27 protein-coding genes and 1 pseudogene are annotated in these 26,656 nt (G+C 46.6%); 15 read left to right on the forward strand and 13 right to left on the reverse strand.

Annotated features, from left to right (window positions below; translation table 11 throughout):
* Window positions 1-32: 32 nt before the first annotated feature.
* From H3H32_RS36875 to H3H32_RS36890, 4 genes are all read left to right on the forward strand, one after another.
* Window positions 33-1,046, forward strand: a complete 1,014-nt coding sequence (locus tag H3H32_RS36875) for a formylglycine-generating enzyme family protein (protein ID WP_182460650.1) — start codon at window positions 33-35, stop codon at window positions 1,044-1,046.
* A gap of 68 nt (window positions 1,047-1,114) precedes the next feature.
* Window positions 1,115-1,615 carry a 2-amino-4-hydroxy-6-hydroxymethyldihydropteridine diphosphokinase gene (gene folK / locus H3H32_RS36880; protein ID WP_240543604.1) on the forward strand — a complete coding sequence of 167 codons (501 nt, stop codon included), beginning with the start codon at window positions 1,115-1,117 and terminating at the stop codon, window positions 1,613-1,615.
* A gap of 58 nt (window positions 1,616-1,673) precedes the next feature.
* Window positions 1,674-2,891, forward strand: coding sequence for a pyridoxal phosphate-dependent aminotransferase (locus tag H3H32_RS36885; RefSeq protein ID WP_182460652.1), 1,218 nt, complete (start codon window positions 1,674-1,676; stop codon window positions 2,889-2,891).
* Window positions 2,892-3,649: 758 nt separating this feature from the next.
* Window positions 3,650-3,835 (forward strand): hypothetical protein, encoded by a 186-nt coding sequence (locus H3H32_RS36890; protein ID WP_182464606.1) that lies wholly within the window; start codon window positions 3,650-3,652, stop codon window positions 3,833-3,835.
* Between the two features lie 148 nt (window positions 3,836-3,983).
* Here the strand turns inward: H3H32_RS36890 and H3H32_RS36895 are convergent, their stop codons facing one another.
* From H3H32_RS36895 to H3H32_RS36915, 5 genes are all read right to left on the reverse strand, one after another.
* Window positions 3,984-4,730: an RluA family pseudouridine synthase gene (locus tag H3H32_RS36895; RefSeq protein ID WP_182460653.1), complete on the reverse strand. Its 747-nt coding sequence runs from the start codon at window positions 4,728-4,730 to the stop codon at window positions 3,984-3,986.
* 81 nt (window positions 4,731-4,811) lie between these two features.
* Window positions 4,812-5,630 (reverse strand): 3-methyl-2-oxobutanoate hydroxymethyltransferase, encoded by an 819-nt coding sequence (gene panB / locus H3H32_RS36900; protein WP_182460654.1) that lies wholly within the window; start codon window positions 5,628-5,630, stop codon window positions 4,812-4,814.
* Window positions 5,631-5,735: 105 nt separating this feature from the next.
* Window positions 5,736-7,187: a murein hydrolase activator EnvC family protein gene (locus H3H32_RS36905; RefSeq protein ID WP_182460655.1), complete on the reverse strand. Its 1,452-nt coding sequence runs from the start codon at window positions 7,185-7,187 to the stop codon at window positions 5,736-5,738.
* 24 nt (window positions 7,188-7,211) lie between these two features.
* Window positions 7,212-8,075, reverse strand: a complete 864-nt coding sequence (gene lolB1 / locus H3H32_RS36910; RefSeq protein ID WP_182460656.1) for a lipoprotein insertase outer membrane protein LolB1 — start codon at window positions 8,073-8,075, stop codon at window positions 7,212-7,214.
* Window positions 8,076-8,146: 71 nt separating this feature from the next.
* Window positions 8,147-9,928, reverse strand: coding sequence for a tetratricopeptide repeat protein (locus H3H32_RS36915; protein WP_182460657.1), 1,782 nt, complete (start codon window positions 9,926-9,928; stop codon window positions 8,147-8,149).
* 331 nt (window positions 9,929-10,259) lie between these two features.
* Here H3H32_RS36915 and H3H32_RS36920 point away from each other — a divergent pair, with 331 nt between their 5' ends.
* Complete coding sequence (locus tag H3H32_RS36920; RefSeq protein ID WP_182460658.1) at window positions 10,260-10,673, forward strand: Ohr family peroxiredoxin; 414 nt, start codon at window positions 10,260-10,262, stop codon at window positions 10,671-10,673.
* Window positions 10,674-10,782: 109 nt separating this feature from the next.
* Here the strand turns inward: H3H32_RS36920 and H3H32_RS36925 are convergent, their stop codons facing one another.
* Window positions 10,783-11,082, reverse strand: coding sequence for a Dabb family protein (locus H3H32_RS36925; RefSeq protein ID WP_182460659.1), 300 nt, complete (start codon window positions 11,080-11,082; stop codon window positions 10,783-10,785).
* Window positions 11,083-11,173: 91 nt separating this feature from the next.
* On the reverse strand, window positions 11,174-11,449 hold the full coding sequence (locus tag H3H32_RS36930) for a helix-turn-helix domain-containing protein (RefSeq protein WP_182460660.1): 276 nt from the start codon (window positions 11,447-11,449) through the stop codon (window positions 11,174-11,176).
* Window positions 11,450-11,818: 369 nt separating this feature from the next.
* Between H3H32_RS36930 and H3H32_RS36935 the strand changes: the two genes are divergently transcribed.
* The 5 genes and pseudogenes from H3H32_RS36935 to H3H32_RS36955 all read left to right on the forward strand — a co-directional run bounded on the left by H3H32_RS36935 (window position 11,819) and on the right by H3H32_RS36955 (window position 16,285).
* Window positions 11,819-12,061 (forward strand): hypothetical protein, encoded by a 243-nt coding sequence (locus tag H3H32_RS36935; RefSeq protein WP_182460661.1) that lies wholly within the window; start codon window positions 11,819-11,821, stop codon window positions 12,059-12,061.
* 77 nt (window positions 12,062-12,138) lie between these two features.
* A complete protein-coding gene (locus tag H3H32_RS36940; protein ID WP_182460662.1) occupies window positions 12,139-12,381 on the forward strand; it encodes a hypothetical protein in 243 nt (80 codons plus the stop codon).
* Between the two features lie 77 nt (window positions 12,382-12,458).
* Window positions 12,459-12,701 (forward strand): hypothetical protein, encoded by a 243-nt coding sequence (locus H3H32_RS36945; protein WP_182460663.1) that lies wholly within the window; start codon window positions 12,459-12,461, stop codon window positions 12,699-12,701.
* A 159-nt stretch (window positions 12,702-12,860) separates the two neighbouring features.
* On the forward strand, window positions 12,861-14,048 hold the full coding sequence (locus H3H32_RS36950) for an HlyD family secretion protein (RefSeq protein WP_182460664.1): 1,188 nt from the start codon (window positions 12,861-12,863) through the stop codon (window positions 14,046-14,048).
* Window positions 14,049-14,115: 67 nt separating this feature from the next.
* Window positions 14,116-16,285 (forward strand): annotated as a pseudogene (locus tag H3H32_RS36955) (peptidase domain-containing ABC transporter).
* Window positions 16,286-16,294: 9 nt separating this feature from the next.
* On the opposite strand, the gene H3H32_RS36960 reads toward H3H32_RS36955, so the two are convergent.
* The 3 genes from H3H32_RS36960 to H3H32_RS36970 are packed head-to-tail and all read right to left on the reverse strand — an operon-like array spanning window position 16,295 to window position 18,310.
* Window positions 16,295-17,050 (reverse strand): LytR/AlgR family response regulator transcription factor, encoded by a 756-nt coding sequence (locus H3H32_RS36960; protein WP_182460665.1) that lies wholly within the window; start codon window positions 17,048-17,050, stop codon window positions 16,295-16,297.
* Window positions 17,051-17,060: 10 nt separating this feature from the next.
* Complete coding sequence (locus H3H32_RS36965; RefSeq protein WP_182460666.1) at window positions 17,061-18,107, reverse strand: sensor histidine kinase; 1,047 nt, start codon at window positions 18,105-18,107, stop codon at window positions 17,061-17,063.
* A gap of 20 nt (window positions 18,108-18,127) precedes the next feature.
* Window positions 18,128-18,310 (reverse strand): hypothetical protein, encoded by a 183-nt coding sequence (locus tag H3H32_RS36970; protein WP_182460667.1) that lies wholly within the window; start codon window positions 18,308-18,310, stop codon window positions 18,128-18,130.
* A 27-nt stretch (window positions 18,311-18,337) separates the two neighbouring features.
* Here H3H32_RS36970 and H3H32_RS36975 point away from each other — a divergent pair, with 27 nt between their 5' ends.
* Together H3H32_RS36975 and H3H32_RS36980 are read left to right on the forward strand one after the other, a co-directional pair.
* Window positions 18,338-19,417, forward strand: coding sequence for a DUF5694 domain-containing protein (locus H3H32_RS36975; protein WP_182460668.1), 1,080 nt, complete (start codon window positions 18,338-18,340; stop codon window positions 19,415-19,417).
* Between the two features lie 168 nt (window positions 19,418-19,585).
* Entirely contained in the window at window positions 19,586-21,313 is a 1,728-nt protein-coding gene (locus H3H32_RS36980) for a S41 family peptidase (RefSeq protein ID WP_182460669.1), read from the forward strand.
* Window positions 21,314-21,405: 92 nt separating this feature from the next.
* On the opposite strand, the gene H3H32_RS36985 is transcribed toward H3H32_RS36980, so the two are convergent.
* The gene (locus H3H32_RS36985; RefSeq protein ID WP_182460670.1) at window positions 21,406-21,852 is read right to left on the reverse strand and encodes a hypothetical protein; all 447 of its coding nucleotides are present in this window, start codon (window positions 21,850-21,852) and stop codon (window positions 21,406-21,408) included.
* A 195-nt stretch (window positions 21,853-22,047) separates the two neighbouring features.
* On the opposite strand from H3H32_RS36985, the gene accD reads away from it, so the two are divergent.
* Together accD and H3H32_RS36995 are read left to right on the forward strand one after the other, a co-directional pair.
* Window positions 22,048-22,890, forward strand: a complete 843-nt coding sequence (gene accD, locus H3H32_RS36990; protein WP_182460671.1) for an acetyl-CoA carboxylase, carboxyltransferase subunit beta — start codon at window positions 22,048-22,050, stop codon at window positions 22,888-22,890.
* A gap of 87 nt (window positions 22,891-22,977) precedes the next feature.
* On the forward strand, window positions 22,978-23,955 hold the full coding sequence (locus H3H32_RS36995; RefSeq protein WP_182460672.1) for a radical SAM protein: 978 nt from the start codon (window positions 22,978-22,980) through the stop codon (window positions 23,953-23,955).
* Here H3H32_RS36995 and H3H32_RS37000 read toward each other — a convergent pair whose 3' ends face one another.
* A complete protein-coding gene (locus H3H32_RS37000) occupies window positions 23,956-25,086 on the reverse strand; it encodes a T9SS type A sorting domain-containing protein (protein WP_182460673.1) in 1,131 nt (376 codons plus the stop codon). It abuts the gene before it with no gap.
* A 110-nt stretch (window positions 25,087-25,196) separates the two neighbouring features.
* Here H3H32_RS37000 and H3H32_RS37005 point away from each other — a divergent pair, with 110 nt between their 5' ends.
* On the forward strand, window positions 25,197-26,030 hold the full coding sequence (locus tag H3H32_RS37005; protein WP_182460674.1) for an enoyl-CoA hydratase-related protein: 834 nt from the start codon (window positions 25,197-25,199) through the stop codon (window positions 26,028-26,030).
* Between the two features lie 73 nt (window positions 26,031-26,103).
* Here the strand turns inward: H3H32_RS37005 and H3H32_RS37010 are convergent, their stop codons facing one another.
* A complete protein-coding gene (locus H3H32_RS37010) occupies window positions 26,104-26,568 on the reverse strand; it encodes a nuclear transport factor 2 family protein (protein ID WP_182460675.1) in 465 nt (154 codons plus the stop codon).
* Window positions 26,569-26,656: the final 88 nt, after the last annotated feature.

The raw sequence follows: 26,656 nt of genomic DNA on the forward strand, positions 1-26,656 counted from the left end.
ATCGATTGCTGTTTCTATATTCCTAACAAACAATGCGCCTGAAATATCTCCTGATAACAACCTTACTAACGACTGGAGCCATCGTTAGTGCTATCGCCCAGACCTCAACGCCTATTAAATCGTACACCCAAACCATTCCGGGCACAAACCAGACCTACGCGATGGTGGCTATTCCCGGAGGTAAATTTCTGATGGGTAGTGCCCCCAGTGAAAAAGGGCATAAGCCTGATGAGGAGCCTATACATAGTGTAACGATCGAGCCCTTTTATATGGGTAAATACGAAATCACCTGGGATTTTTACGACCTGTTTGCCTTCACGAACATGGAGAAAGAGATGGCCGCAAAATATACCGCAACAGATGCGAACCTTGCCAAAACCGATGCTACTACCCGGCCTAGTCCACCTTATGTAGACATGTCATTTGGTATGGGCCGGGCGGGTTACCCAGCCATCAACATGACCCAGTATGCTGCCATTAAATTCTGCGCCTGGCTTTATGCCAAAACAGGCGTTTTCTATCGGTTACCTACCGAAGCCGAGTGGGAATACGCTTGCCGGGGAAATGATAAGAACGCGACGCTGGCCTATTCGTTCGGAAATGATGTGAAGCAATTAGGCGACTATGCTGTATTTGCAGGCAATAGTGGTGGCGGATACAAGAAAGTTGGTACAAAAAAGCCGAACTCGTTTGGGCTGTACGACATGCATGGCAACGTAATGGAATGGACGAAGGATCAGTACATTGAGGATTATTACAAGCAAGTGGCTAGCGGCAAAGTGAAAGAACCATTTGCTCCCACAACAACACTCTACCCGAATTCTGTACGAGGTGGTTCCTGGGATGATGAACCCGAAGTATTACGTTCGGCGGCTCGTACGCCTTCGGCTCCTGCCTGGAAAGTACTTGATCCACAAAGCCCAAAATCGGACTGGTGGTTAACCTCGGCTTCGTTTGTTGGTTTCCGGATTGTTCGGCCAGCCAAAGCACCCAGCGAGGAGGAAATTAAAACGTACTACGGAATCAAGCCAATTAAAGATTATTAATTGATGTAGGCTGTATGATATAGGATGTGTGAATGACAGCCTATATCATACAGCCTACATCCTACATCATGATCATCCTTCTTCTTGGTGCTAACCTTGGCGATCGTACGACAATCTTACAGCGAGCTGTTGATCTGATCGTCGAGCGCGTTGGGTCTATTGTAAAGCAGTCGGGTTTGTATGAAACAGCGCCTTGGGGGGTGGCGGATCAGCCAGCTTATTTAAATCAGGTATTGGTTGTTGAGACGGTTTTGACACCTGAAGCGGTTTTAAACCAGACGCAGGTAATTGAGCAGGAGTTGGGGCGCGTTCGACTTGAGAAGTGGGGTGCCCGTGTCATTGATATTGATATCCTGTACTACAACCAACTCATTCTGCAAACGCCCAGACTAATTATCCCGCATCCGTATTTGCATCAGCGACGGTTTACGCTTGTGCCTCTTGCTGAGATTGCACCCACGTTTGTTCATCCAGTTCTGAAAAAAACAACGCTTGAATTGCTGGAAGAATGTGAAGATAAAGGTGAGGTCATATTTTTTAATTCACCAAAAACTTCGCCCTTCGGCTGAAAACATTGTACCTTTGCGGTCAGTTTGTTATCATTTTCTCAAAAAAATAGCACCGATTATGTCTGCCACGCTTGACACCGTGAGTTTATTAGCCGACCGCATCAACGCGCTGGAGGAATCGTCCACGCTGGCGATGACCAAAAAAGCCCGTGAATTGGCTGCTCAGGGCCACAAAGTAATTAGCCTGAGCGTTGGAGAGCCGGATTTTAAAACGCCCCAACACATCTGCGAAGCCGCTAAAAAAGCCATCGACGACGGCTTCCACGGCTATTCGCCTGTTGCGGGTTATCCTGATCTCCGCAAAGCCATTGCTGATAAGTTTAAGCGCGACAATAATATTGATTGGAAACCCGAAAACATCGTTGTCTCGACGGGTGCTAAACACTCGCTCGCCAACGTAATTCAGGTGCTTGTGAACCCCGGAGACGAGGTAATCATTTTCTCTCCCTACTGGGTTAGCTATTCCGAAATGGTGAAATTGGCCGAAGGAAAGGCCGTTGTCATCGACGGATCGTTTGAGAATAATTTTAAAGTAACGCCAGAACAGTTTGAAGCCGCCATTACCGATCGGACCAAAATTGTGATGTATGCGTCGCCAAACAACCCAACAGGTTCAATTTATTCTGAAGCTGAGTTGCGGGCTATTGCCGATGTTGTCGCTCGTCATGAAAACGTTCATGTACTGGCTGATGAAATTTATGAATATATCAACTTCACGCCAGAAGGTCATTTCAGCATAGGCTCAATCCCTGAAATTGCTGAACGTGTAATCACGGTGAATGGAGTAGCTAAAGGCTATGCCATGACCGGCTGGCGTATTGGTTATATTGGCGCTGCGAAATGGATTGCCGACGGTGTTGAGAAGTTACAAGGGCAGGTAACGTCGGGTACAAACTCGATTGCACAGAAAGCAACTGTAGCTGCCTTGAATGGTCCTATGGAACCATCCATGGAGATGGCGAAGGCTTATCATCGTCGTCGTGATTTAGTAGTGAAATTGCTGAAAGAAGTACCTCATTTCCGCACGAACGTCCCTGAAGGTGCGTTCTACGCTTTCCCTGATATTAGCTATTACTACGGCAAATCGGACGGTACAACCACTATCGAAAATTCTGATGATTTTGCTGGCTGGTTATTGAATACCGCCTATGTGGCAACGGTTGCCGGTTCGGGCTTCGGTGCTCCTGATTGCCTGCGTATCTCAACGGCGGCTTCCGATGAATCCCTTGTTGAAGCCGTCCAACGGATTAAAGATGCTGTGGCGACTTTGAAATAGAAGCTCGATAAAATAAGGTAAATGAATGTCGTCAGGATGGCTGAAATATAGCCATCCTGACGACATTTTTTGTTTGGGTAGTTCTGATCTAGAAATTTCCTGCTTGCTAAATAACGTGAATTATGGAGGATTTACGAATAGAATTATACTAGTTTTCTGTCATCCCGACGTCAGGAGGGATCTTCGGTAAATAATCAGTTGCCGAAGATCCCTCCTGACGTCGGGATGATAGAAAATAATACTATAAATGACTGACAATCAGTTGATAAATTTAGATTCTATCCATTATTCACGTTAAATAGTACAATTGTAGATAAGCCTAGTAGTAATCGGAAAGAAGCTAACGAATACAAAATGGTTTATCGTCACGAAGGAAGAGCCACGATATTGAGACCTCTGGCGTAACTAAAGCCATAAACCAAAGTGCCTGATAGCTAGTATTTAAGGTGACGTATTCGAAAAAGATTAAATACAGTAGGAATGTTAATTTTGAAATAGTTAACTTAGGAGGACATAAATATTTTTTGGCATTATAATTGAGAAGAATCTATTCAGGTTAGACAAGTGACAACATATTAACCAGCAGGGCAAGATAAAGTCAACATTTTGTTTCAAAAATTTAGAGACTACGCTTGTTTTTGTATTAAGTCAAGGTTAATTTTGAATAAGAATAGAATTATGTATCAAGCACTGACTTTTTAAGTTGTCTTATTTGTAAAACCGTAACCTTAATCTTTAATAATTACTACTGGAAACCGATGAGAAATTTCCGCTTGTACATGATTTTTCAATGGGTTTTTTTCTTGCCCATTATCCTTCCGATGTGTATCATCTTCGGAGCGTTGCGTGGAATTGTGCAGATGATTGAACGAGTGATGGAGCAAATGATATTGGATATCGCTCCGTCAGATCCGGCATCGTCAACGCAGGTGACAGAATCCTGATTTTAGTATACTATATATGCCGTGGATAGCCTGATTTTTTGGGTTTATCCAACTAAAGAGCCGCATTTTCTGATTTCCAGAAAATGCGGCTCTTTGTGTTTCGTAAATTATAGAATGAATTTAGGGCTTTGCTCAAAGCCCTGAACTACTATTCATAAATGAAGTCCATATTCTTGTCTTTATAGTTTTCATCGTCCAGCTCCAGAAATTCCTCCCAAAACGGATCGTTGGGTAGTCCAGCTTTGCAAATGATGGGTCGGTCTGGCGCTCCGGCTTGCTTTACCGGATGAATGAAATAAAGACGGCGAGCATGCAGGTAAATCTTTTTATCGGCCACAGCTCGGTCATAACCATACTTGACATCTCCGCGAATCGGAGAACCCATGTGTGCTAACTGAGAGCGAATTTGGTGTGGTCGACCCGTAATTGGATTTACTTCCAACAAATAGTGCTCATTGATTTTGCCCAATATCCGGTAGGATAATTCGGCTTTCTGTGAACCAGGTACCTCATAATCGTAGACCGTAACCTGATTCTTCTGCTCGTCCTTTATCAACCAATTGACCAGCTTATCCGCATCTTTAGGCGGCTTATGGCGCACCACGGCCCAGTACGTTTTCTGAACCTGTCGCTTACGGAAAATCTCGTTCATGCGCTCTAGTGCCTTTGATGTACGGGCAAATACAACCAAACCACTTACGGGGCGGTCGAGCCGATGTACCAAGCCCAGGAACACCTCGCCCGGCTTGTTGTACTTTTCCTTGACGTAATCCTTCAGAACATCGAGTAAGGTGGTGTCGCCTGTTCGATCGCCCTGGACTAGAATGCCCGGTTCTTTATTGACAATTAGCAGGTGGTTATCTTCGTAAACGACCTGGTATGGTTTCTTCTTCATAATGGATAATGTGTAATGGAAAATGGAAAATGAAAAGACGAACTTCATTTTCCATTTTCCATTATTCATTTATTCTCTAACTCAATATGCTTCTTTCTCGTTCGGAAAGTCGTTGGCTTTTACATCATCTACATAATGAGCAATAGCCTGTGTCATAACGGTATGTAGTTCGGCGTATCGGCGCAGAAAGCGGGGCTTAAACTCGTTGTTTATCCCCAGTAAGTCGTGAAAAACCAGAATCTGACCGTCGGCATCAGGCCCAGCTCCGATTCCAATGGTAGGAATGTTCAGGCTTGCCGATACCTTTTTGGTGAGAGCAGCCGGGATTTTTTCGAGCACTACACCAAAGCAGCCAATATCTTCGAGCATATGTGCATCGGCCATTAGTTTCTCCGCTTCGGCCTCTTCTTTTGCTCGTACGGCATAAGTGCCAAATTTGTAAATAGATTGAGGGGTCAAGCCTAAATGGCCCATTACAGGAACACCCGCGCTCAGGATTCGGACGATGGATTCCTTGATTTCAAGACCGCCTTCCATCTTAACCGCATGAGCACCTGACTCTTTCATGATTCGAATGGCCGATTGCAGAGCTACCGACGAGTTACCCTGATACGAGCCAAACGGTAAGTCGACAACAACTAAAGCCCGTTTCACTCCACGCACCACCGAACTGGCGTGATAAATCATTTGATCGAGTGTGATTGGTAGTGTAGTCTCATGACCAGCCATAACGTTCGAGGCTGAGTCGCCCACCAGGATCAGTTCAACGCCAGCTCCATCAACTACTCGCGCCATCGAATAATCGTAAGCAGTGAGGGCCGAAATTTTTTCGCCTTTATTTTTTAGTTCCTGTATAGTATGCGTGGTAACGCGCTTGATGTCGGGATTATGAACAGACATTAGACCAGTTGTAAAGTTATGAAGTCGTAAAGTTATAGAGTTGTAAAGTGATATAGGTACGGCATTACAACTTTACAACTCTATAACTTTACAAGCTTATAACGTCTACCTTGGTGTCAGCCATGATTCGGGGTTGAGTTTGGTAAACTCCTTCCAGATTTGGAACTGGATTTCAGAGACTCCGTCTTTATCAGTGGCTACCGTTCCAATGGATTCGCGGGCTTTCACACGTTGGCCCACACGGACCGATACACTCTTTAGTTTGGCGTAAAGCGTAAAATAGTCGCCATGCTGAATGGCAACGACATTGTTCATGCCAGGAATATTTGTAATGTCCTGCACAACACCATCGTAAACGGTTCGCACGTTTTCTCCCGCATTTGTCTGGATATCAATTCCCTGGTTTTCAACGAATATACCTTTCAAAACCGGATGAGGTTTTCGGCCAAAATGATCCGAGATAAATCCTTTTGTAACGGGCCAGGGGAGGTGTGCTCGTGATGCCGTGAAAGACGATGCCAGCGCCGTTTCCTCATCATTAAGGTTATTGTCTCGTCGTTCATCGGGCTTCTTAGCCGTAGGTTCGGGCTCGGCTGGTCGCTCCACTTTGGCAACATCGGCTGGTGCCGGTTTTTCGCCCGCTTTTTCGGCCGCAGCAATGGCATCTTCAGCCCGTTTGCGTTCTGCAGCTTTACGGGCGGCTTCAGCTCGGGCCAACCGCTCTCGCTCTGCTCGTTCGCGGGCCTCACGATCGGCGCGTTCTTTGGCTTCGCGAGCAATGATGCGCGTAATCATGGCTTCGAGTCGGTTAATGGCCCGGCGGCTCTCGGCCAGTTCAGTCTGAAGTTCGAACTCCTTCTTACTTAATTCTTTAACTACATCGTTTTTCTCAACCTTTAATGTCTCAAGCTTTTTAGTCTCGTTTACCTTAGCGCCAATGGTATTTTTCTGTTCCAGGCGTTTATGCTGGGTCGCTTTTTGTTTCCCCTGTAGCATAACCTGTACGTTGTTCATTTGTCGCACCTGGCTTTGGCGGGCATCAGAATATTGGCGTAAGTAGCGATAACGGGCAACGAGTTGGTTGAAGTTATCCGATGCGAAGAGAAACCCCAATGGATTTACCTGCTGCCGGCGCTTGTCGGCGGCATAAATCATGGAGCCGTACTCCGATTTTAGTTTATTCAGATCCAGTGTGAGCTTCGTGCTAGCCTGTCGTAGTTCAGCAATTTCAGCGTCGGTCAATCGGAGATCCTTATTAAGCAGGTTAATCTGTTTCGACTGGGTCTGAATCTGTTGATCGAGCGCTTTGAGTTGTCCTAAACTAGCTTGCTTTTCTGTGGCTGTTTGTTTCAAAATCGTTCGAATCTGACTCATTTTTTCCAGATTCTGCTTTTTTTCTTTTTCCAGAACCTGTCGATTCCGCTGGGTTTGTGGAATCGAGTTTGACGGTTGCACCTGCGCTTGTACTGGCTCGGTAAACCATAAAAAACCGAGCGCTATCAACTTGATAGCTGACCAGAAAACGATTCGGCAAGTGGATATGGGAGTGGGGTGCATGGATTTCAGGACCAACGAATGTACTTATGGTCGACGCTCGTAATTAGTCGGAAGAGTGAAAGGAAAGCCCGGACTGGTCGAGACCAGTTCAACTTTAGTATGTTTTAGACGAAGCTGGGTTTGGCGAGACTGGCCATCCGTTTTCGACTGATAATCGAGCGTTAAAAGGCTCGTATATGGAACCAGAAAGTTAGTTAGGGCGGTAAAATCTTCGTAATCCAGCCGAAGTGTATTTTTGGTAGGCTGCTCCGTTATGGCCAGTTTTTTTAATTTCCGATCCTGTTCACCAATATAATTTTCAACTAATGCCTGCCCTTCGGTTTGTCGTAATAACAACTCATTGCCCTCATTTTTAATTAGTTGAGCAGGGCGTTTGGGAAAGGGTAAATTTCCGACGATTAAGGCCTGTAGCAGCTGAAAGCTCATCTGAAAATTGAACTGTTTGCTCAGTGTTGGAAAATCATAAACGGTATACTCCTTGTGAATCTTGTCAATGATGGTGATTGAATCCGGTGTAATGAGTCCCCGAACCGCTTCGATACCCAACTTCGATACTGATAACCAGATCAGACTGTCTTTTTGAACGCGTATACTAACATTCGCATTATCAATATCCTGCGAAGGACTTTTGAACGAAAGTTTGGATTTAGTCGTGAGGTACTGAAAATCAATTTCGGCAACACGCGTACGTGCTTCCTCAATATCCGGGCGAACAACCGTGGGTGTAGTGGCAGGAATAGTTGCAGTAGGCCGAGTGGCAATAGTGGAGTCTGGTGTAGGCGATGGAACAACAGCTGAGCCCGTCGAATGCGACATATGACGACGTCGGCAACCTTCCGAACTCAACAGCGTGACCAGCAATCCAATTACACACAGGTATTTATTCATTTGGGAAAATTTCGGCTTTCGGTTTACAGTCTATGGTTTACGTATTTGCCCACCGTAAACCATAAGCCAGTTTACAACTTGCCAGTAGTTATCTTTTTGTCTAAATCAGGACCCGCTCCACCTTTTGCTTTCGCCTGTTTCCACTGTTCGACCGCCTTGTCGGGTTGGCCAAGCTGGTAAAGAACATCGCCATAGTGTTCAATAATTGTACCACTAACGTTGGCCGGATCGGCGAGAGCTTTCTCCAGGTATTGCTTGGCTTTAGCGTAATCCTTTGACACATAGAGTATCCAGGCGTAGGTGTCCAGATAGGTCGCGTTGGTCGGGTGCCGTTCAATGAGCTTTTGGGCCAACTGCAAGGCGCGAGGCAGATTCTCTTTCCGTAAGGATAAAAAATAGCTGTAGTTATTGAGAACGTGATCGTTGATAGGGTCTACTTTCAGAACCGCTTCGTACGACTCGTCGGACTTGGCGTGATCGCCAATCCCGTTGTAAGCATCGCCTAACTGGGCGTCGATTTCTTTTCGGAGATCATTGTTAGAGGTAGCTGCCAGGAGCTTTCGGCTCTCTTCGAGTGCGTCGACGGCTTGCTGATATTTTCGTTTATACAGATTGGCCGTTCCATTGGAATACCAGAACAATCCTTGTGTGGGGAATACCTCAAGCGCTTTTTCGGTGTGTGCCAATAAGCTATCTACCTGTTGCAATTCGCCGTCTAATTGGATCAAAGCGCCCCATACTTCATACACCGAGCCATCGAGTCGGGCCGCTTTGGCGTAGGCGTCGCGGGCTTCTGCTTTCTTGCCTTGCTGTGTCAATAAATTGGCGAGCATGACTTGAGTTTTGGGGTCGTTGGGCGAGGTTTTGGCCAAGTTCTGTACCATAGCCAGCGCATCCTGCCGAGCGGTCGTGTTTTCACCCGTCATGCCCACGTAACTTGATAGAATCCGGGCTTTCAAACCCGCTTCAAGATTTGGGTTGGCCAACACCTGATTCAGCTCTTTCGTTACGCGATCCATATCGCCTTTCTTGCGATAAATATCGGCCAATAGCACGTGTGCCTGAGGAAGGTCAGCGTTTAGTTTAAGGGCTCGATCAATCCAGCCAATAGCCTGATCGCCCCGATCGTTGGCAATAAGTAGCTCGGCCCCTTCGAGGAGGTAATCAGGATCGGAAGGTTCCGAGGCCACTAATTTTTCGGCTTCTTCAACAGCCTTATCAATCTTGTTCTGCTTTAAATAAATCCGTTGTTTCTGACGAACGATTTCCTCATTTAGTCCCAACTCTCGCTCTACTTTATTGTAGGCATCCAGCGCCTTATCAGGTTTATCGTTGAATAAGTAGATCGCGGCTAGCTCTACGCCATATTCAGCGTTTTCTGGTCCTTTTTTCAGGAGTTTTTCGTAAAGTTCTTCGGCTTCTACGTATCGTTTTTGCTTGACGTATAATTCGGCAAGCAAAAGGGAGTAAAACTTGTTTTGATTATCGATCGTATACGCTTTTGTAGCATGAGGAATGGCTTCCGTAACTTTTCCGGCCTTTAAGTATGCGTTGGCCATCGAATACTGGGCAGCCGCATTGGCAGGGTCTTTCTGAAGTACTTTTGTAAACTGCGTGATGGCCTTTGTCGGTTCGTCGGTCATCAGATAGCGCATTCCCTCCGTAAACTGAGTTTCGGCTTCTATGCGGGTTGTGGTTGTCGATCCAACCTTTGCAAGCGATGTGTCAGGAACGGCTTTTTCACGTCGACGCTGCGCTGACGCTGGTGTCAGCGTCAGCCAAATAACCAGCCCAAGAGTACCAATCCACACGATCAGGAACTGGTTAGAGAAAAATTTGTATAACGTTTTCATGCTGGTCTGCGAATAGACGAACTTACTTACCAAAACGCGGCCTATCCCGTTCTATTGCGGCTTTGGTTGAAGTAAGCCCCTTAGACAAAGGTAGTTCAAAATGACGGAATGATTAACAAGGAGCTCAGAGCGTGGGGCGCGGAGTAAAGAATGGGCTTTCTAGCGCCCTGCTCCGAGCTCCTTTCCCCTTACTTCCTGCAAATACTTTGCCTTAATCGAGTAAGACTTGCTAAATATACTAGAAGAAAGCCTTACGTAATTGATAACTTTTCAAGGAGGGGCGAGTTATCAACTGGCTAGTAGCACTGTTAAAAAATCAAAAATCGTACACATGGAAACCCTGTATACTGCCACCGTAAGTAATGTCGGCGGGCGCGAAGGTGATGTAAAATCACTTGATGGTATTTTAGAACTGGATATTAAACGCCCTGTTGAAATGCATGGCGAAGGAGGAAAGCCCAATCCTGAAATGTTGTTTGCCGCTGCTTATAGCTCCTGCTATAATGGGGCACTGATGGCCGTAGCCGACCGTCGAAAAATTATTCTGCCCGAGCATGCCGTGGAGGTGAGCATTTCGCTCAATAAAGACGGCAACAATATGTTTCTATCGGGAAAGATTGTGGTGAAAGCACCGGGTATGGACCATGACCAACTACAACAACTAGCCGAATCAGCCCATATCGTCTGCCCTTACTCGAAAGCCGTGAAGGGAAATATGGATATGAAGATTGAGGTGCTGGTGTAGATAGGTAGTACTAGAAGCGAGGAGTTAGGACCGGGCCGCCGGAGCGGAGAGAATGGCTGACGCATCTAGTTTTTAAGCGTCAGCCATTCTCGCTCCTAATACTGTCTGTCTAACTCACCGCATCGTAAATCTGCACACGCTGCCAGAGGTGAGCACATTTATCAACGAAGGCCAGATGAACAGGATGTGTCTGATAAACATCATGAGCGGCCTGGTCGGCGAAAACCAATGTTAGCGCAAAATCATAGCTGTGGTCAATAACCGGCCGACGCGTTTCGGCAGGCGTGCCGATGTAAACGGTCGTGATTTCGGTTACGGCTTTCAGTGTTTCGAGACCGGCACGAAGTGCCGTATGGTCGTCCTGACTTTCGGGATGATGAAGCCAGAAAAAAACGGTATGAACAAACATAATATCGGTTGATAGGGTTTTTAAACTGAGCCGTAAAAGTAAGCATACTTTCCGGTAACCCTAAACGAGGAGGTCATTCGCTCCTTATCTGCTAGCTCACATCGCCACGCCCCAGTAATTTTTCGGCAAAATGCTCACCCGCTATCAGCTTTCGGATGATGTCGATATCGTCATCGTTCAGTAGATCGCCAAGGCTTAGTTGGTATATATTAGCGAGCTCTTCCAATTTATTAATAGAAGGTTGAGTTTGCCCACTTTCCCATTTGCAATAAGCAGGTTGGGTCATTCCGATGTTAAACGCAATATACTCCTGCGAATACCCAAACAACTGACGTAACCGACGAAGCTTTTCCGATAGTACTGGCATAGTTCACTAATTTATGGATCAACTTATACTAAAAGAGTAACGGATCTCATCATAAGCAAAGGGTATTCTATTGTTGGTCGGTAGATAAACTTACGGCTACTACTATAAGTTTAGATTTATTTTTTGTGTCTATTTCTTAAAATAATCCTGTATTCGGCAATTATTGTTTTACAAATCCCTGGTTATTAGATTATAACCGGTAGCTATATTTTTATAATAATCGGTTATCAGGTCGGGCGCTCCCGTCCCCCAACTTTGTCCCAAGCAAACGGCAATACGTTTGGCAGGTCATAAAGACAAGCTGTATTCCCTTTGTTTAGCGGTCGCCGAAAAGCTAACAGAGTAGGCATTATTAACTTATATATCGTTATGAAAACCTTAGATTTTGTTAACCTCGGAGTTGAAGAATTGACGAATCAGGAAATGATCAACAATCATGGTGGTGGCGACAGTACCAGTTTGTTAAACATCGGATCAATTGCGATTGGCGATCTGGTGGATCTCAGCGGTAATAGTTTATTTAATGGTAACTATGCTTTGTTCAGTGGCAACAGCACTGACGTAAGCCCAAGTACGGGAACTGGTTTTAGCTTTAGTACAAGCCGCTCATAACCAATAAATTTAGTCGAAGTAAGCCGAAAGAATTAACGTTCAAGTCGGTAATCGTTCACTTAAATTTTAATATCGTTATGAAAACGTTCGATCTTGCTACTCTCGGTGTTGAGGAGCTAACCAGTCAGGAAATGAGCAGTAACCACGGTGGTGGCGATAGTTTCACATTATTAAACATTGGCGCGATTACAATCGGTAATCTGGTTAATGTTAATGGAAATAGCCTCTTCGATGGTAATTATGCGTTGTTCAGCGGAAACGGGACTGATGTCAGTCCAAGCACAGGAACAAGTATAGGCTTTAGTTCAAGCCAGTCATAATCGGGTAAATTGATTGAAGTAAGCCGATTTTGTTCGTAATCGAATCGGTAATTGTTCACTTAAATTTTAATATCGTTATGAAAACGTTCGATTTTGCTACCCTCGGTGTTGAGGAGCTAACCAGTCAGGAAATGATTAATAATCATGGTGGTGGCGATAGCACCAGCATTGGAAATATAGGTTCAATACTCATCGCTGATCTGGTCGATGTGAGTGGAAATAGTTTGTTTAATGGTGACAGTGCCCTGTTCAGTGGTAACAGCACCAGTGCCAATCCTGTAACGAGCACGCTGTTTAACTTCAGTTCGCTCAGTTCATAGACGTTTGAATTGAGCGAAATCAACAGGCTCAATCAGGAAGAATAAGTAGCAGGGATTTTGCCCGTTGGAACAGAAAGCCATTTCTTTTTTTCTGTCTCAGGGGCGAAATCCCTGTTTTTGGGTTATACGTAGATAGTATTCAATACACTCAACGCAACGATGAACGAATCTGAATTCTCCTATGGCCTAGTCACTTACCTGCCCAGGGTTAGTGTGCGGAGCCAGATTATTTATACAACGGTTCTGGGCGTTATCCTGCTTACGGTACTGGCCTTACCGTTTATATATGTTGATGTGTCGGTGCAGGCAAATGGGCTAGTTCGGCCTGTTGCGGAACGTAGCGAAGTGAAAGCCACAGCCGGGGCAGTCGTTGAGAAAGTAATGGTGCGGGAATGGGAGCCTGTTCGCAAAGGACAGCCGCTTTTTCAATTGCGGTCCGATGCATTAGATACCAAAAAGCAGCTGGTAGATAATCAAATTGCCGAAAAAGCCGCATTTGTTCGTGATCTGGACCAGTTAACGACTAAATCCTGGAAAGTCGTCAATGGATTAGCCGCTCCCCTTTATCGACAGGAGTATAACCAGTTTCGGGCTATTGTCGAAGAAAGTTGGAATTTGCAGGAAAAGCGAAAACGGGAACTTCAAACGGCACAACTACTCTACTCGCAAAAAGCAATTGCACGACTTGAATACGAAGATGCGCTTTATGCGCACAAGGCTTCTCTGGCACGATATAACACGCTCGTTGAACAACAACGAAGTGACTGGCAGACCGATCTGACACAGGTTCGGCGTGATTTAGCCAACTTGGAATCGGATGCCAAACAACTGCATGAAGAGCAGGAATTGTACATACTAAAAGCCCCGACTGGTGGTACGGCTAGTCAGTTAGCTGGACGATATGCGGGTAGTTATGTGCAACCGGGCGATGTGCTGGCCGTTGTTTCTCCAGACTCTACTCTAATCGTCGAAGCCTACGTTCCCTCGAAAGATATTGGTTTGCTAAAGCCCGGTCAGCCAGTACGATTACAGGTCGACGCGTTCAATTATAACCAATGGGGTTTGCTGACGGGGCGTGTAATGGATATTGCGAATGACTTTACAACGACGAATGGCGAGCCAGTTTTTAAAGTTCGGTGCCAGCTGGATAAGCCATACCTGAGTTTACAAAACGGTTATCAGGGTCGTTTGAAGAAAGGAATGACGGTTCAGACTCGCTTTCAGGTTGCCCGTCGTTCGTTGTTTCAGTTGCTTTACGACAAAGCCGATGATTGGCTAAACCCGGCTGTGAGTAATCCCAAAACGGCTACAGCAAGCTCGCAGAAGGAGGGCGGCAGCTCCATATGAATTCAGTAACTGAAGAGAAAAAAACAACAGCGTTGGACTGTTGGAACGCGTTCGGGAGTGGTTCGCTATGAAGAGTATTAGTGCCCGAACAAAAGTCAAACAACGCGACATCACCGATTGTGGAGCGGCTTGTCTGGCATCGGTAGCGGCTTATTACCGATTGTTATTGCCAGTTGCGAGAATTCGCCAACTGGCTGCCACCGACCAGAAAGGGACCACTGTATTGGGGATGGTCGAAGCGGCTCAGAAGCTGGGATTTCAGGCGAAAGGTGTAAAAGCGCCATTTGAAAGTCTATCGAAAATCCCTCAGCCGACGATTGCCCACGTCACGATCCGCAACAGTCAATTGCAACACTATGTGGTCATTTACCGGATTACCGACCAGAGGATTACGGTCATGGACCCCGCCGATGGGAAAATGCATCACCTATCGCCCACCGAGTTCAAAGAGGTTTGGACGGGCCTATTGGTCTTATTGATACCCGACGAAACATTTAAGGTTGGTGATCAGAAAGTGCCTGTGTTGCAACGATTCTGGCAACTGATGCAGCCTCACCGGGCCGTTTTGTTTCAAGCTCTGTTTGGCGCGTTGATCTACACAATTTTAGGCTTGTCTTCGGCCATTTATATTCAGAAAATTGTCGATAATGTACTGGTCAACGGGAATCGTAACCTGCTGAATCTGCTCAGCGTGGTGATGATTGGTCTATTGATTCTGCAAATTTTCATCAATGCCACCAAGAGCTTTTTCAATCTGAAAACCGGCCAGCGAATTGATGCCGCGCTGATTTTAGGCTATTACAAACACCTCATGACATTGCCGCAATCGTTTTTCGACACGATGCGGGTGGGGGGAGGTGATTTCGCGGGTAAATGATGCCGTTAAAATCCGGTCGTTTGTTAATGACATTGCGCTTGGGCTGCTCGTTAATGTGCTGATCGTGTTCTTTTCGTTTGGGCTGATGTTTACCTATTACTGGAAACTCGCCCTGATTCTGGTGTTGGTGGTGCCATTTTATGCCGCTATTTACTGGGCCATGAACCGATTCAACCAGCGATACCAACGGAAGCTGATGGAGAACTCCGCCGACCTCGAAGCGCAACTGGTTGAATCGTTGAATGCCATGCCAACCATTAAACGGTTCGGCCTGGAACAGTTTGCGAGCCAAAAAACAGAAACCCGCTTTGTGGCTCTCCTGCAAACGATTTTTCAAACGGGCAGCGCGGGTATCTATGCGGGCAATGCATCGGAGTTTGTGACCCGACTGTTCACCATTATTTTACTCTGGACGGGTGCTGGCTACGTACTTCAGAATGACTTGACACCGGGAGAACTACTTTCGTTTTATGCGCTTATTGGCTATTTCACGGGCCCTGCTGCCAGTTTGATTGGCTCAAACCGGAGTATTCAGGAAGCCCTGATTGCCGCCGACCGTTTGTTTGAAATTATGGATCTCGATCGCGAATCGAATGAGAACAAAGTTCAGTTACAGCCTGCTATGGTTGGTCCGATTCGATTCCAGAACGTGACCTTTCGCTACGGTACACGAGCTACTGTTTTCGAGGATTTAGTGCTGACCATGCCGAAAGGAAAAATTACAGCTGTGGTCGGGGAAAGTGGATCGGGAAAATCAACGTTGATGTCACTGGTACAGGGGTTGTATCCGCTGCAAAGCGGCACTATTTTCATTGGTGACTACGACATAAAACACCTGCATCCTGATAGTCTGCGGCAGGTCGTCAGTGTGGTGCCGCAGAAAATTGATCTATTTGCGGGCAATGTCATTGAAAATATTGCCATCGGGGAAGATGAACCTGATATGCAGCGTCTTCTCATTATTTGTGATCAGCTAGGTATCACCGATTTCATCGAACGAATGCCGAACGGATTTAAAACCTATTTGGGCGAAAATGGAGCGACGCTATCTGGTGGACAAAAGCAGCGGCTAGCCATTGCCCGTGCCCTTTATCGACAACCCGAAGTCCTGATTCTGGACGAAGCAACCTCCGCCTTGGACTCGTTGTCGGAACAATTTGTACAACGCACTGTACAGCAGTTACGGAAAGAGGGCAAAACGATTATCATCATTGCCCACCGGCTCAGCACTGTTCGGAAGGCGGATAAAATAGTTGTATTGGAACATGGGCGAGTTATTGAAGAAGGAAAACACGTTGAGCTGATCAAAAATGGAAAGGCTTATTCGCAGTTCTGGCAGCAGCAGACCGAGGTCGTTTAGAGAATTCAACTAGTCCTCAATCAGTCGATAGAAAGCATCTCGGTACGTTTCACCAATGGGGACAATCGCCTGAGAGTGGCCTGGATGATTAATGTATATGCGGTTTCGTTCAATGGATTCAATTCGGTTGAGTGCCACAATATAGGATTTGTGAACTCGGGCAAACTGATGGGGCAGCAGCTTTTCTTCCAGACTTTTCATGGTTTGGAGCGCCAGAATCCGCTCGGCTGGCGTATAAAGCGAGACATAATCTTTTAGTCCTTCGCAATACAAAATGTCGCTCAAACTAACGCGTTGCAAGCGGTATTCTGTCTTGACGAAAATGAAATCCTTGGGGGCCGGTTCAATCAGACTATTCTGGGTAGTATCGGGCACCAGATTACTAGCAGGTACTGCCGACTGAATGGGCGGTAGCAGTTTTTGCACCGCTTTATAGAACCGTTCGAACGAGACGGGCTTGAGCAGATAATCCACCACATTGTGTTCGTAGCCTTCCAGCGCGTAGGTTGAATAGGCGGTGGTCAGAATAACCCGGCACTTATGGTCACTAACGGCTCGTTCTACCAATTTTAGGAATTGCATTCCTGTGAGTTCGGGCATCTGAATATCCAGAAAAACCAGGTCTACCTCGCCCTGTTGTACCCGCGTCAAGGCGTCGATTGGGCTGGTCGTGGCGCCAACCAGTTCCAGAAAAGGTACTTTCCGAATGTAGTCGCTTAAAACAGCGTGGGCGAGCGGTTCGTCGTCAACAATAAGGCAGCGCATAGCAGGGCGATTATAAACTTAACTCCAGCGAACAGGCGTAACTATCCTGATCATTCGTAACATGTAGCGTATGTTGGTCGGGATAGAGCAACGCCAGCCGCCGTTTTACATTCGTCAGGCCAATACCACCCGCCGAATCGGTCTGTCGGTTCATTTTTTTGTTGAGCGTGTCGAAACGCAATCTACCGTTTCGGACGCTTAAATCAAGCACCAGCGGTTGGTTCGGGTCCGTCAGGTCGCCGTGTTTAAAGGCATTTTCAACAAAGGAAACCAGCAACAACGGTTCAATTCGGAACAGATCGGTATTACCCTCCACGCTAAATAAAACGTTGGCATTGGCAACCCGAAGCTTTTCGAGTTCGACGTAGTTTTTCAGGTAGTCCACTTCTTTCGATAACGGTACCCGCCCCGTTCCTCCATTATGTTCGTTGCTGTCGTAGAGCATATAGCGCATCAATTCCGACAGTTTCAGAATGGCCCCCGGCGCATCATCCGATTTGGTGTAGGCGAGCGAATAAATGTTATTCAGCGTGTTGAACAGAAAGTGTGGGTTCACCTGCGATTTCAGAAAGGCTAACTCAGCGGTGTTGCGCTCGCTGACAAGTTCGATACGTTCCTGTTGGTGAACAAACCAATCTTCAATAACCTTAAACGCCAGCCCAAGGCCAATGGCATAGATGGCATAAAACCGATTATCCCAGGCATAAGCGAGTTTAGAAACGTCGGGATCGTAGTTGGTGAAGCCAAATAAATGCCAGTAAAAAACTTGTTCCAGCAAATAACGGGTAAGAATAAATCCTCCCATAGCCCCCACTGAGCCCAAAAGTGCCCATCCGAGCCGCTGCCGATTAAGCAAGTGAGTGAGCACAATGGCGTGTTCGAACCAGGCCGCCAGCCAGAAGGACAGACTGAATGAAATCTCCAGTGGATCAAAAACCAACGCATGCTTTTTAGGGTCATCGGCATTCAACAGCACCATCGTTGCCCAAAGGGTAAGGTAGAGCAGATTCCGAATATGGGTACGGTTGTTAAAAAAAGCAGGTAGGTGAAGCGTCATGACATAGCCTATTACGAGTGCTAAATACTGAAGTCGGGACGGAAGCTACAAGTCCAATCGACCAACGCCTGATTTTGATCGACCAACCCAGTTTGGGCGCTAAATGCCCGTTGGTCGATTGATAAAACGGTTAGCCGAGTCAACGATGGCGTTGGTCGAATAGAGTTGGCTGGGGTAGCAGCGAAGCCACACTTTTGGGTCATCAATTCACAAACGCATTTACAAACACCATGAAATTACTTATTTCTTTTTTCCTGATAATCATCTCGTTCCTGGCTTCGGCTCAATCGAATAAGAATAGCCAGCCACTTGAAATCCTGTTTATTGCAGCAGCTCACGACTACGGTGCCAAACCGATTGAAGACTTTTCGTATCCGATCAATAAAGCGCTTGCGTTTAAACCAGATGCCGTATTTGGTGAGAATCTCTCGCCCGAAGACTACGATGCACTGGACCGACACTGGAATAAAGAAGCCATTGATAAGCGACTGGCTTATCTGACCAAAATCGGCTATCCGTTACCCAAACACCCGCAGGCGTTCATTGCCCGTCAGTATAAGTTGCTCCGTAAATACCCGTACTATCATCAGGAGCGTATGAAACTAGCGCATGCTTTATACCTGACCCATGATTTTGGGAACGCATCTTATCAGTTTTACCTGCTCGATAAGCTACGTCCAGCTTTTGGTGCCGAGGAAATAGCCGCGTTTACCCAGATACTCGGCCCGGTTGATTCGCTCAAAAATGTTGGTTTCCGACGCTCAAACGAATATTATAACATCTTCCACCCAATAGCGCAGTCACTGAAACTGGATAAAATTATGCCGATGGACTGTCAGAAGTACAACACGCCCTGGAGTGCGGCCTGGGAGAAAACGGACTCACTGTATAAGCTCTTCGAAAAGGGAATTGAAGCCGATACGAACTCCGCCGATTATAAAACATACCTACGATTGAATACTGAAAACAATGAACTTCAGCGCTTGCTAAATAAGGCTAATCAGGCCGGTAAGTCGACTGCGTTTCTGAACACCGCCGATTGGGACAAATACACAGACTTTGGCAATTTTTATGGAAATCGCTATCTATTTGGGCTGAAAAACTTTCCTGAAGAGGGCGTTCGGGACATGCTGAAATACTGGACGCTTCGGAATGAAGGAATGTGCCAGAATATTGTTGATCGTGCTCGGAAAATTGGGGCAAAGCGCGTTGTGGTTGGCGTAGGCGCTTCGCATAGGGAGTTGATGGTGAAGCTGTTAAAGGAGATGCCCGGCGTAACGGTGTATACCCTGAACGAGTATCAGCCCTGAACCCATCAGAGGTAGTTATTCATCGGCCTTATATCCTATCGTAAGGGTATGGGGCCGATGAGTAATCGGTTTTATGAATTTTTAAGAGCATATCCCATTTCTGGCAAACATTTCGCTATCTTCAAAACGTTATGTGAGTATACACGACACCCGTTAAGAAAGCAACGAATGGAAGACACAACGAATACTACGAATGAGCCGTCGGGGCGTGAACGCAACAGCCCTAAAAATGGGATTCAAAACGACAGCGCCACAGTTCGATTGCCGATGATTTTGGGTATTACGCTGGCTGGTGGTATGCTCATTGGAGCCACTTTTTTCGGTGGTTCGAAAAGCATGAACAGCATCGGCCATGGTTACGCGAAGTACCGGGAAATTCTGCAACTGATTGAAAATAACTATGTCGATACGGTTAATACAGACGAGCTGGTGGATTATTCGATCACGAAAATGCTCGAAAAACTCGACCCACACACTGCTTACATGAACCCGCAGGATGCCGTGGCTGCCCGGTCGCAGCTGGAAGGTGGTTTCGATGGAATTGGGGTTGAATTCAATATCTATAAGGACACCGTTTATGTTGTGACGCCCTTAGCGGGTGGCCCCTCGGAGTCTGCTGGCATTTTAAGTGGCGATAAGATCATCAAGGTCGATGACAAGCCGCTGGCGGGTACCAAGATTGAAAACAGTGCCGTGTTCAAGGCATTGCGTGGCAAACGTGGTACCGATGTTAAACTGACGATCTTACGGAAAGGCGATAAGCAACCCAAAGACTTTACCATCACCCGCGACCGGATTCCGACATACTCGGTCGATGCGGCTTATATGATCGATGCCAAGACGGGTTACATCAAGATCAATCGTTTCTCCGAAACAACGTACGACGAGTTTAAATCTGCGCTGGCCTCGCTTAAAGCAAAAGGCATGACGCAGTTGATGATGGACTTACGGAACAATCCCGGTGGCTATATGGATCGGGCAACGAACATTGCCGACGAATTCATTTCGGGTAATAAACTCTTGGTTTATACGGATGGTAAAGACAATCGCTACGACCGAAAAACGTACGCACACATTGCAGGCCAGTTTGAAGAAGGCCCGTTAGTCGTGCTGGTCGATGAGGGGAGCGCATCCGCTTCTGAAATCGTATCGGGGGCTTTGCAGGATCACGATCGGGCGCTGATTGCGGGTCGTCGTTCGTTTGGCAAAGGACTGGTGCAAATGCCGGTGACACTTTCCGATGGTTCTGAGCTTCGGTTAACGATCTCGCGATACTATACGCCTAGTGGCCGGAGTATTCAGAAACCGTATGTGCCGGGCCACGAAGGTGATTATGAAAAAGACCTTGAACAGCGCTCGAAACGGGGCGAATACTACGTTGCCGATTCCATCAAAAACGATCCTAAGCTGAAGTTCAAGACTGATGGTGGCCGGGTTGTGTATGGTGGTGGCGGTATCACCCCAGATTATTTCATTCCGCGCGATTCGACCTGGCAAACGGCGTATTTAGTGCAACTGTACGGGAAGAACATTATCCGTGAGTTTGCGATGGAATATGCGAATGATAATCAGAAGAAACTGGAGAAAATGCCGTTCGATGAGTTCAATCGCACCGTTAACATGAACGATGAGCAGATGAACAAGTTGGTGAAAATTGCGACTAACGAAGGCATAAAGTTTAACGAGAAAGAGTTCAATCGCTCGAAAAACTACATCCGTAATCAGATAAAGGCCTTGGTAGCCCGTTCGGTTTATCAGAAGAATAACAAAGCTGGTCAGAATAACGAGTTCTTCCGGGTTATCAGTAACAGCGACGATACGTTCCAGAAGGCGCTTCAACTTTTCGACCGGGCCGATAAACTCGAACACGGCACGATGTCGTACAATAATAAGTAGCGTTTACAGTTTTTGGTATTCGGTTTAAGGTGGGCTAACGCGTCTTTTGTTTGTGCGTCAGCTACCTTAAACCGAATACCAAAAACTGTAAACTATTTATTCCTTTTGCTAAACTGATACGCCAAACCCAGGAATGATTGCAGGTTTCCGGTCTTGAAGTCTTTACGAGCATAAGGGGCAAGTTCAAAGGCAACGCGTAGATTCGGCATGAAGGTTAGCGGCTTTATTCGGGCGCCTATGTGTAGCGAGTAACCCTCCAGAATATCGCGATCATCGACTCCATTCAGTGCATTGAACCGTACGCCCAGACCCGTATAGATATTTACCTGACTCTTCCGGGAGACATTCACCATGGGGCACAATGTGGTACTGAGCGATCCGAAAACGGTGTTTGTTTGCAGACGACCGTCGAACCAAAAGGCGCGGTCAGAATTGGAACTGACGGTAACAAGACTGTTGAATGGATAATAAGCCACTGATGCCTGGCCAAAAGCAGATAGGGTGATGCCTAGCAAAAAAATAGTCAATGCGTGTTTCATAAAGCAAATCAACAACTTTATCAGGCATAAAAAAACCGAATGAACGCTAAAACGACTGTCCGGTTTTTAGGATAAGGTTACGCTCTACAGCACTAGCGTTAGTTGTCGAATGATTGGCTATACGGTTAACTTCTACTCGTTGGTCTGGTTTTCTTTGTACCTTTACAATCCTTTGTTGCTAACTATTTACTGAAAATGTCCTGGTTCGTCCGAAAAGATAAAGGTATTCAGACCCCAACCGAAATGAAACGGGAGGCTCCCGATGGGTTGTGGTATCAATGTCCGAACTGTAAAAAAGCAATGCAGACGCGGGAGCACAAACTCAATGCGTATACCTGTATTCATTGCAACTATCACGAAAAAATCGGTTCAGAGGCCTATTTTTCGATTCTGTTCGATGATAATGAGTTCACCGAACTCGATGCGAACATGCAATCGGCTGACCCCCTGAATTTCGTGGATACAAAACCTTACCCAGCCCGAGTTAAGGCAACCATCGAAAAAACAGGTTTGAAAGATGCAGTTCGGACGGCTTACGGCCCAATGAACGGACTGACCGTAACGATGGCTGTTATGGACTTCAACTTTATCGGCGGCTCGATGGGCTCGGTGGTGGGTGAAAAAATTGCTCGTGCTATCGACCATGCCATCAAGAATAAGACGCCTTTCCTGATGATTTCCAAGTCGGGTGGTGCGCGGATGATGGAGGCTGGTTTTTCGCTCATGCAGATGGCTAAAACCTCCGCTAAATTAGCCTTGTTAGATCGGGCTAAATTGCCTTACGTCTCGCTCCTGACCGATCCGACAACGGGTGGTGTGACGGCCTCCTATGCCATGCTGGGCGATTTCAATATTTCAGAACCAGAATCGCTGATCGGCTTTGCTGGCCCGCGCGTTATCCGGGAAACCATCGGTAAAGACCTCCCGAAAGGCTTTCAAAGTGCGGAATTCGTACTCGAGCACGGTTTCCTCGACTTCATCGTCGACCGGAAAGACCTGAAAGACAAAGTAGTAACGTTGTTTAAGATGTTAATTTAAAAGGAGTAAAGGGAGGAGGGGGAATAAAGGGAGGAGAGGGAAAGTCCTTCCTCCCTTTATTCCCCCTCCTCCCTTTACTCCTTTATTATGCTCCTCGTTTCCCATCCTGTTCTTTGCAATTACTACCTAACCTATCGCTGTAATGCGAGCTGTAGTTTTTGCGACATTTGGGAGCGCCCTTCTCCCTATATTACGCTTGAGAATGCGCGCCAGAATCTGCGGGATCTCAAAAAACTAGGCGTCCGGGTTGTTGATTTTACCGGGGGCGAGCCTTTGCTGCATCGCCAACTCCCCGAATTACTGCAGGAAGCCAAACAACTCGGCTTGATCACCACTGTTACGACCAATGCGCTCCTGTATCCCAAACAGGCCGAAAAACTGCGTGGATTGGTCGATATGCTTCATTTCTCGCTCGATTCGCCGATAGCCGAGGAACATGACCAATCGCGGGGCGTAAAGTGCTTCGATAAGGTCATCGAGTCCATTGCCATTGCCAAACAGCTAGGCGAACGGCCTGATATTCTGTTTACGGTATTTGAGCATAACGTTCATCAGATCAGGCAGCTGTATGAAGAGATTTGTCTGCCTAACAACTTGGTGCTGATCCTGAATCCTGTATTCGAATACAACGCCGTTGACACCGGAGATCGCTTTTCAGAGAAGGCGCTTCAACAGATGGCGTGGTGGGGGAAACAGAAAAACGTTTATATTAACGATGGCTTTATCCAGCTTCGGCGCGATGGTGGCAACCATGTCGAAGACCCAATTTGCCGGGCAGCCAGTACAACCATTGTCATCTCCCCAGAAAATAAATTAATCTTACCCTGCTATCACTTAGGGCTGAAAGATTTCCCTATTGACAACCATTTGTACGACCTCTACCGCTCCGACGAAGTCCAGAAACTAGTGGCTTTGGAGGGTCGCTTGCCTGCTTGCGAAGGCTGTGCCATAAACTGCTACATGCAGCCCTCATTTGCCGTTGAGGTAACTAAATATTTCTGGCGAGCTTTACCCAGCACGCTGAAATACAATTGGATGAAAGGTACCTGGAAACAGTTGTTCTGACTATCGCTTCACGATTTTTCTCGACAAAGACCGATTGCCAGTGACTGCCCGGATTATGTAAACTCCCGGCGTTAAACTCCCCATACTGATAACTTGCTCATGTTGACGGGCGGACTTGGCCGAGTCTGACTCGTAGAGTTTGCGGCCACCTACATCGACGAGTTGGATGGTTGCGTTCGTTAGGGTACTGGTTTGGACGATGACCTGTAGCTGATCATCTACGGGACTTGGAAAGGTAGTCAGCGTAAAATCGGAGTCGAGATAATTGGGGAGTGCCGTGACAATACCATTTCCTTCGATGGCAGGCTCGTAAGCTGGAATCGTATTGGGTGTGCCGGGCTGGTCTGTGACAATGAGCGCGATTTCCTGAATGGTTTGGCTAATTAAAATACCATTCCGGTATTCGCTTACTGAAATAACGACGCTATAATTTCCCTGTTGAGTGGGCGCATCCCAGGTCAAATCGCCCGTTCGATTATTGAGTTTATAGGTTCCCTGATGCGTAACGTCGTTTGGAAATTGGTAAGCGGTCATTGACCGATAGCTACAAAAGTCGGTCGTTGTGTTCGTCAACGGCTTAACTAATCCATAAGCCAGACTATCGCCATCGGCATCGGTCGCCCGGAATGCCAGGGTGGTTTTTTGGCCAAGCCCAACAGAAAACCCGATTGTCGGACTAGCTAGTTCAGGCGTTTGGTTCGACAGGGAGCCCGTTATGAAGGTTGTCGTGAGTGCCAGTGGTTCCTGTTGTGTACTGCTGTTTGGGATATTAAGCGCCGGAGTTCGGTTAGCTAGCGATGTCGTTAGTGTGTATGTACCGGGTCCACTGTAAGTATGGTTAATCCGATACGTATTGATGCCAATTTTTGAACTAATGGTATTACTGCCGAGCGTAACATATAGCAGGCTTGAACGAGGAACTTCTCTTGTATTACCATCACCAAAGCAAATACTTAACGAAGAAGCTTCTGAGGTTGCGGAACCCGCATACGAGTATATAGTAGCTATTACTTCATATGTAAGCCCTGATCCTGCTACAGGCTTTACCTGAATGTAGCCGCCAATTAAATGTGTAGCCTGGGCTACCTGTACGCTCAGAAATGCCAGAAACAGAAATAAAAACGTTTTCATACTAGATAGGAGAAAGAGAAGGACGTGGTTTCTTGATAACTGCATATGGCTACATAGCCATATACTTGTTTTTAAAGATTTTTTAAACGGTATTTCCGTACCTTTCTGGCATGCTGTACACCGCTACCCAAACTGCTCAACTACCCTCGGAAGGCTTCCGGTATTTACGGGTAGTGCTCAACGACCATGTGTTGACCATTAACCTGAACCGTCCAGAAAAGAAGAATGCGTTGAACCCGCCAATGCTGGCCGAGCTGGCTTTTGCGCTGGCCTTTGCCCATCACTCCGCCGATGTCTGGCTGGTTGTGCTAGCCGCTGCGGGCGATACGTTCTGTGCGGGCATGGATCTGAAAAGCTTATCATTGGGTGATGCAGAAATAGCTACTGTACCAGAACCATCGGGGCCGGTTCGGTTGGGGGAGTTGATGGCGGGATTACACAAACCATGTATTGCACGGGTGCAGGGGGCAGTATACGCCGGTGGATTTTTGCTGGTAGGGGGGAGCACCTACGTTGTGGCGGCTGACTCAGCAATGTTCAGTTTGCCTGAAGTAAAGCGCGGGTTGTTTCCGTTTCAGGTGCTGGCTGTTCTGCTCGACATTATGCCTGCCCGTACAGCTCTCGACCTCTGTCTGCGCGCCCGTGTGCTTTCGGCCACAGAAGCTCAGTCTATTGGGTTAGTAACGAATGTTGTGCCCGCTGATGAATTAGATTATACGGTCACAAGTCTAGCTAACGAGTTAAAGCAATTTTCACCTACAGCTATGCAGGCTGGATTAGGGACTTACCAGCAGTTAAAACGCCTGCCATCCGAAGAACAACAGGCGTTTTTGTATGAACAGTTTGTGCAACTTCAGCAAACTCCCGACGCAAAAGAAGGTATGGCCGCTTTTTTGGAAAAGCGTAAACCGAAGTGGGGCGGTGGGTTAATGAATAATGAATAATGAATATGCGAACTCCTTATTAATCAGTTAATAACGTTATTCATTATTCATTTTACGTTATCCATTAATAGAACTATTTCTTTGGTAAATCTGGGCAATTTTCCTTTCGACGGGTGTCGATGATTGTCTGGATTTTCCAACTGCCATTCATCTTTACAAGCGTAAACGCATTGACACCACAGTGGCTTTTGGTGTCGTTCCGGTAAAAAACGTAGGGTGTCCAGGCGGTGGCTAGTTCTGCATCAATTTTTACCTCTATGCTGGCTAGGCGCTCATCTAGTGTTCCTGCTGTTGCTTTGCCTATCGAATTGATAAACAGTGAAATGGCGTCGTCTCGTACCGAGATATCACCTTGTTTGTTCGCCACTGTCTGTAACCGGGCAGTTGGCGTAAACAGCGGTTTTAAGATGGTTGAATCTGCTTTCTGCATTCCCTCAAAAAGTCGGTTTACAGTGGCTTTTACGGCGGCTTCTTCGCCAGATTGAGCAAAGGTTGGAATGGCCAAAACGAAGCCGATCAATACGAATACAAGTTTCATGAGTTAGTTTGGTCCAGTAAATAAGTAGCGTAAAAAGACCTTATAGGTTTTAAAAACCTATAAGGTCTGAAGGGTTAAATATACTGAT

Origin of the sequence: Spirosoma foliorum, assembly GCF_014117325.1 — a bacterium.
In the GTDB taxonomy this organism is placed as follows: Bacteria; Bacteroidota; Bacteroidia; order Cytophagales; family Spirosomataceae; genus Spirosoma; species Spirosoma foliorum.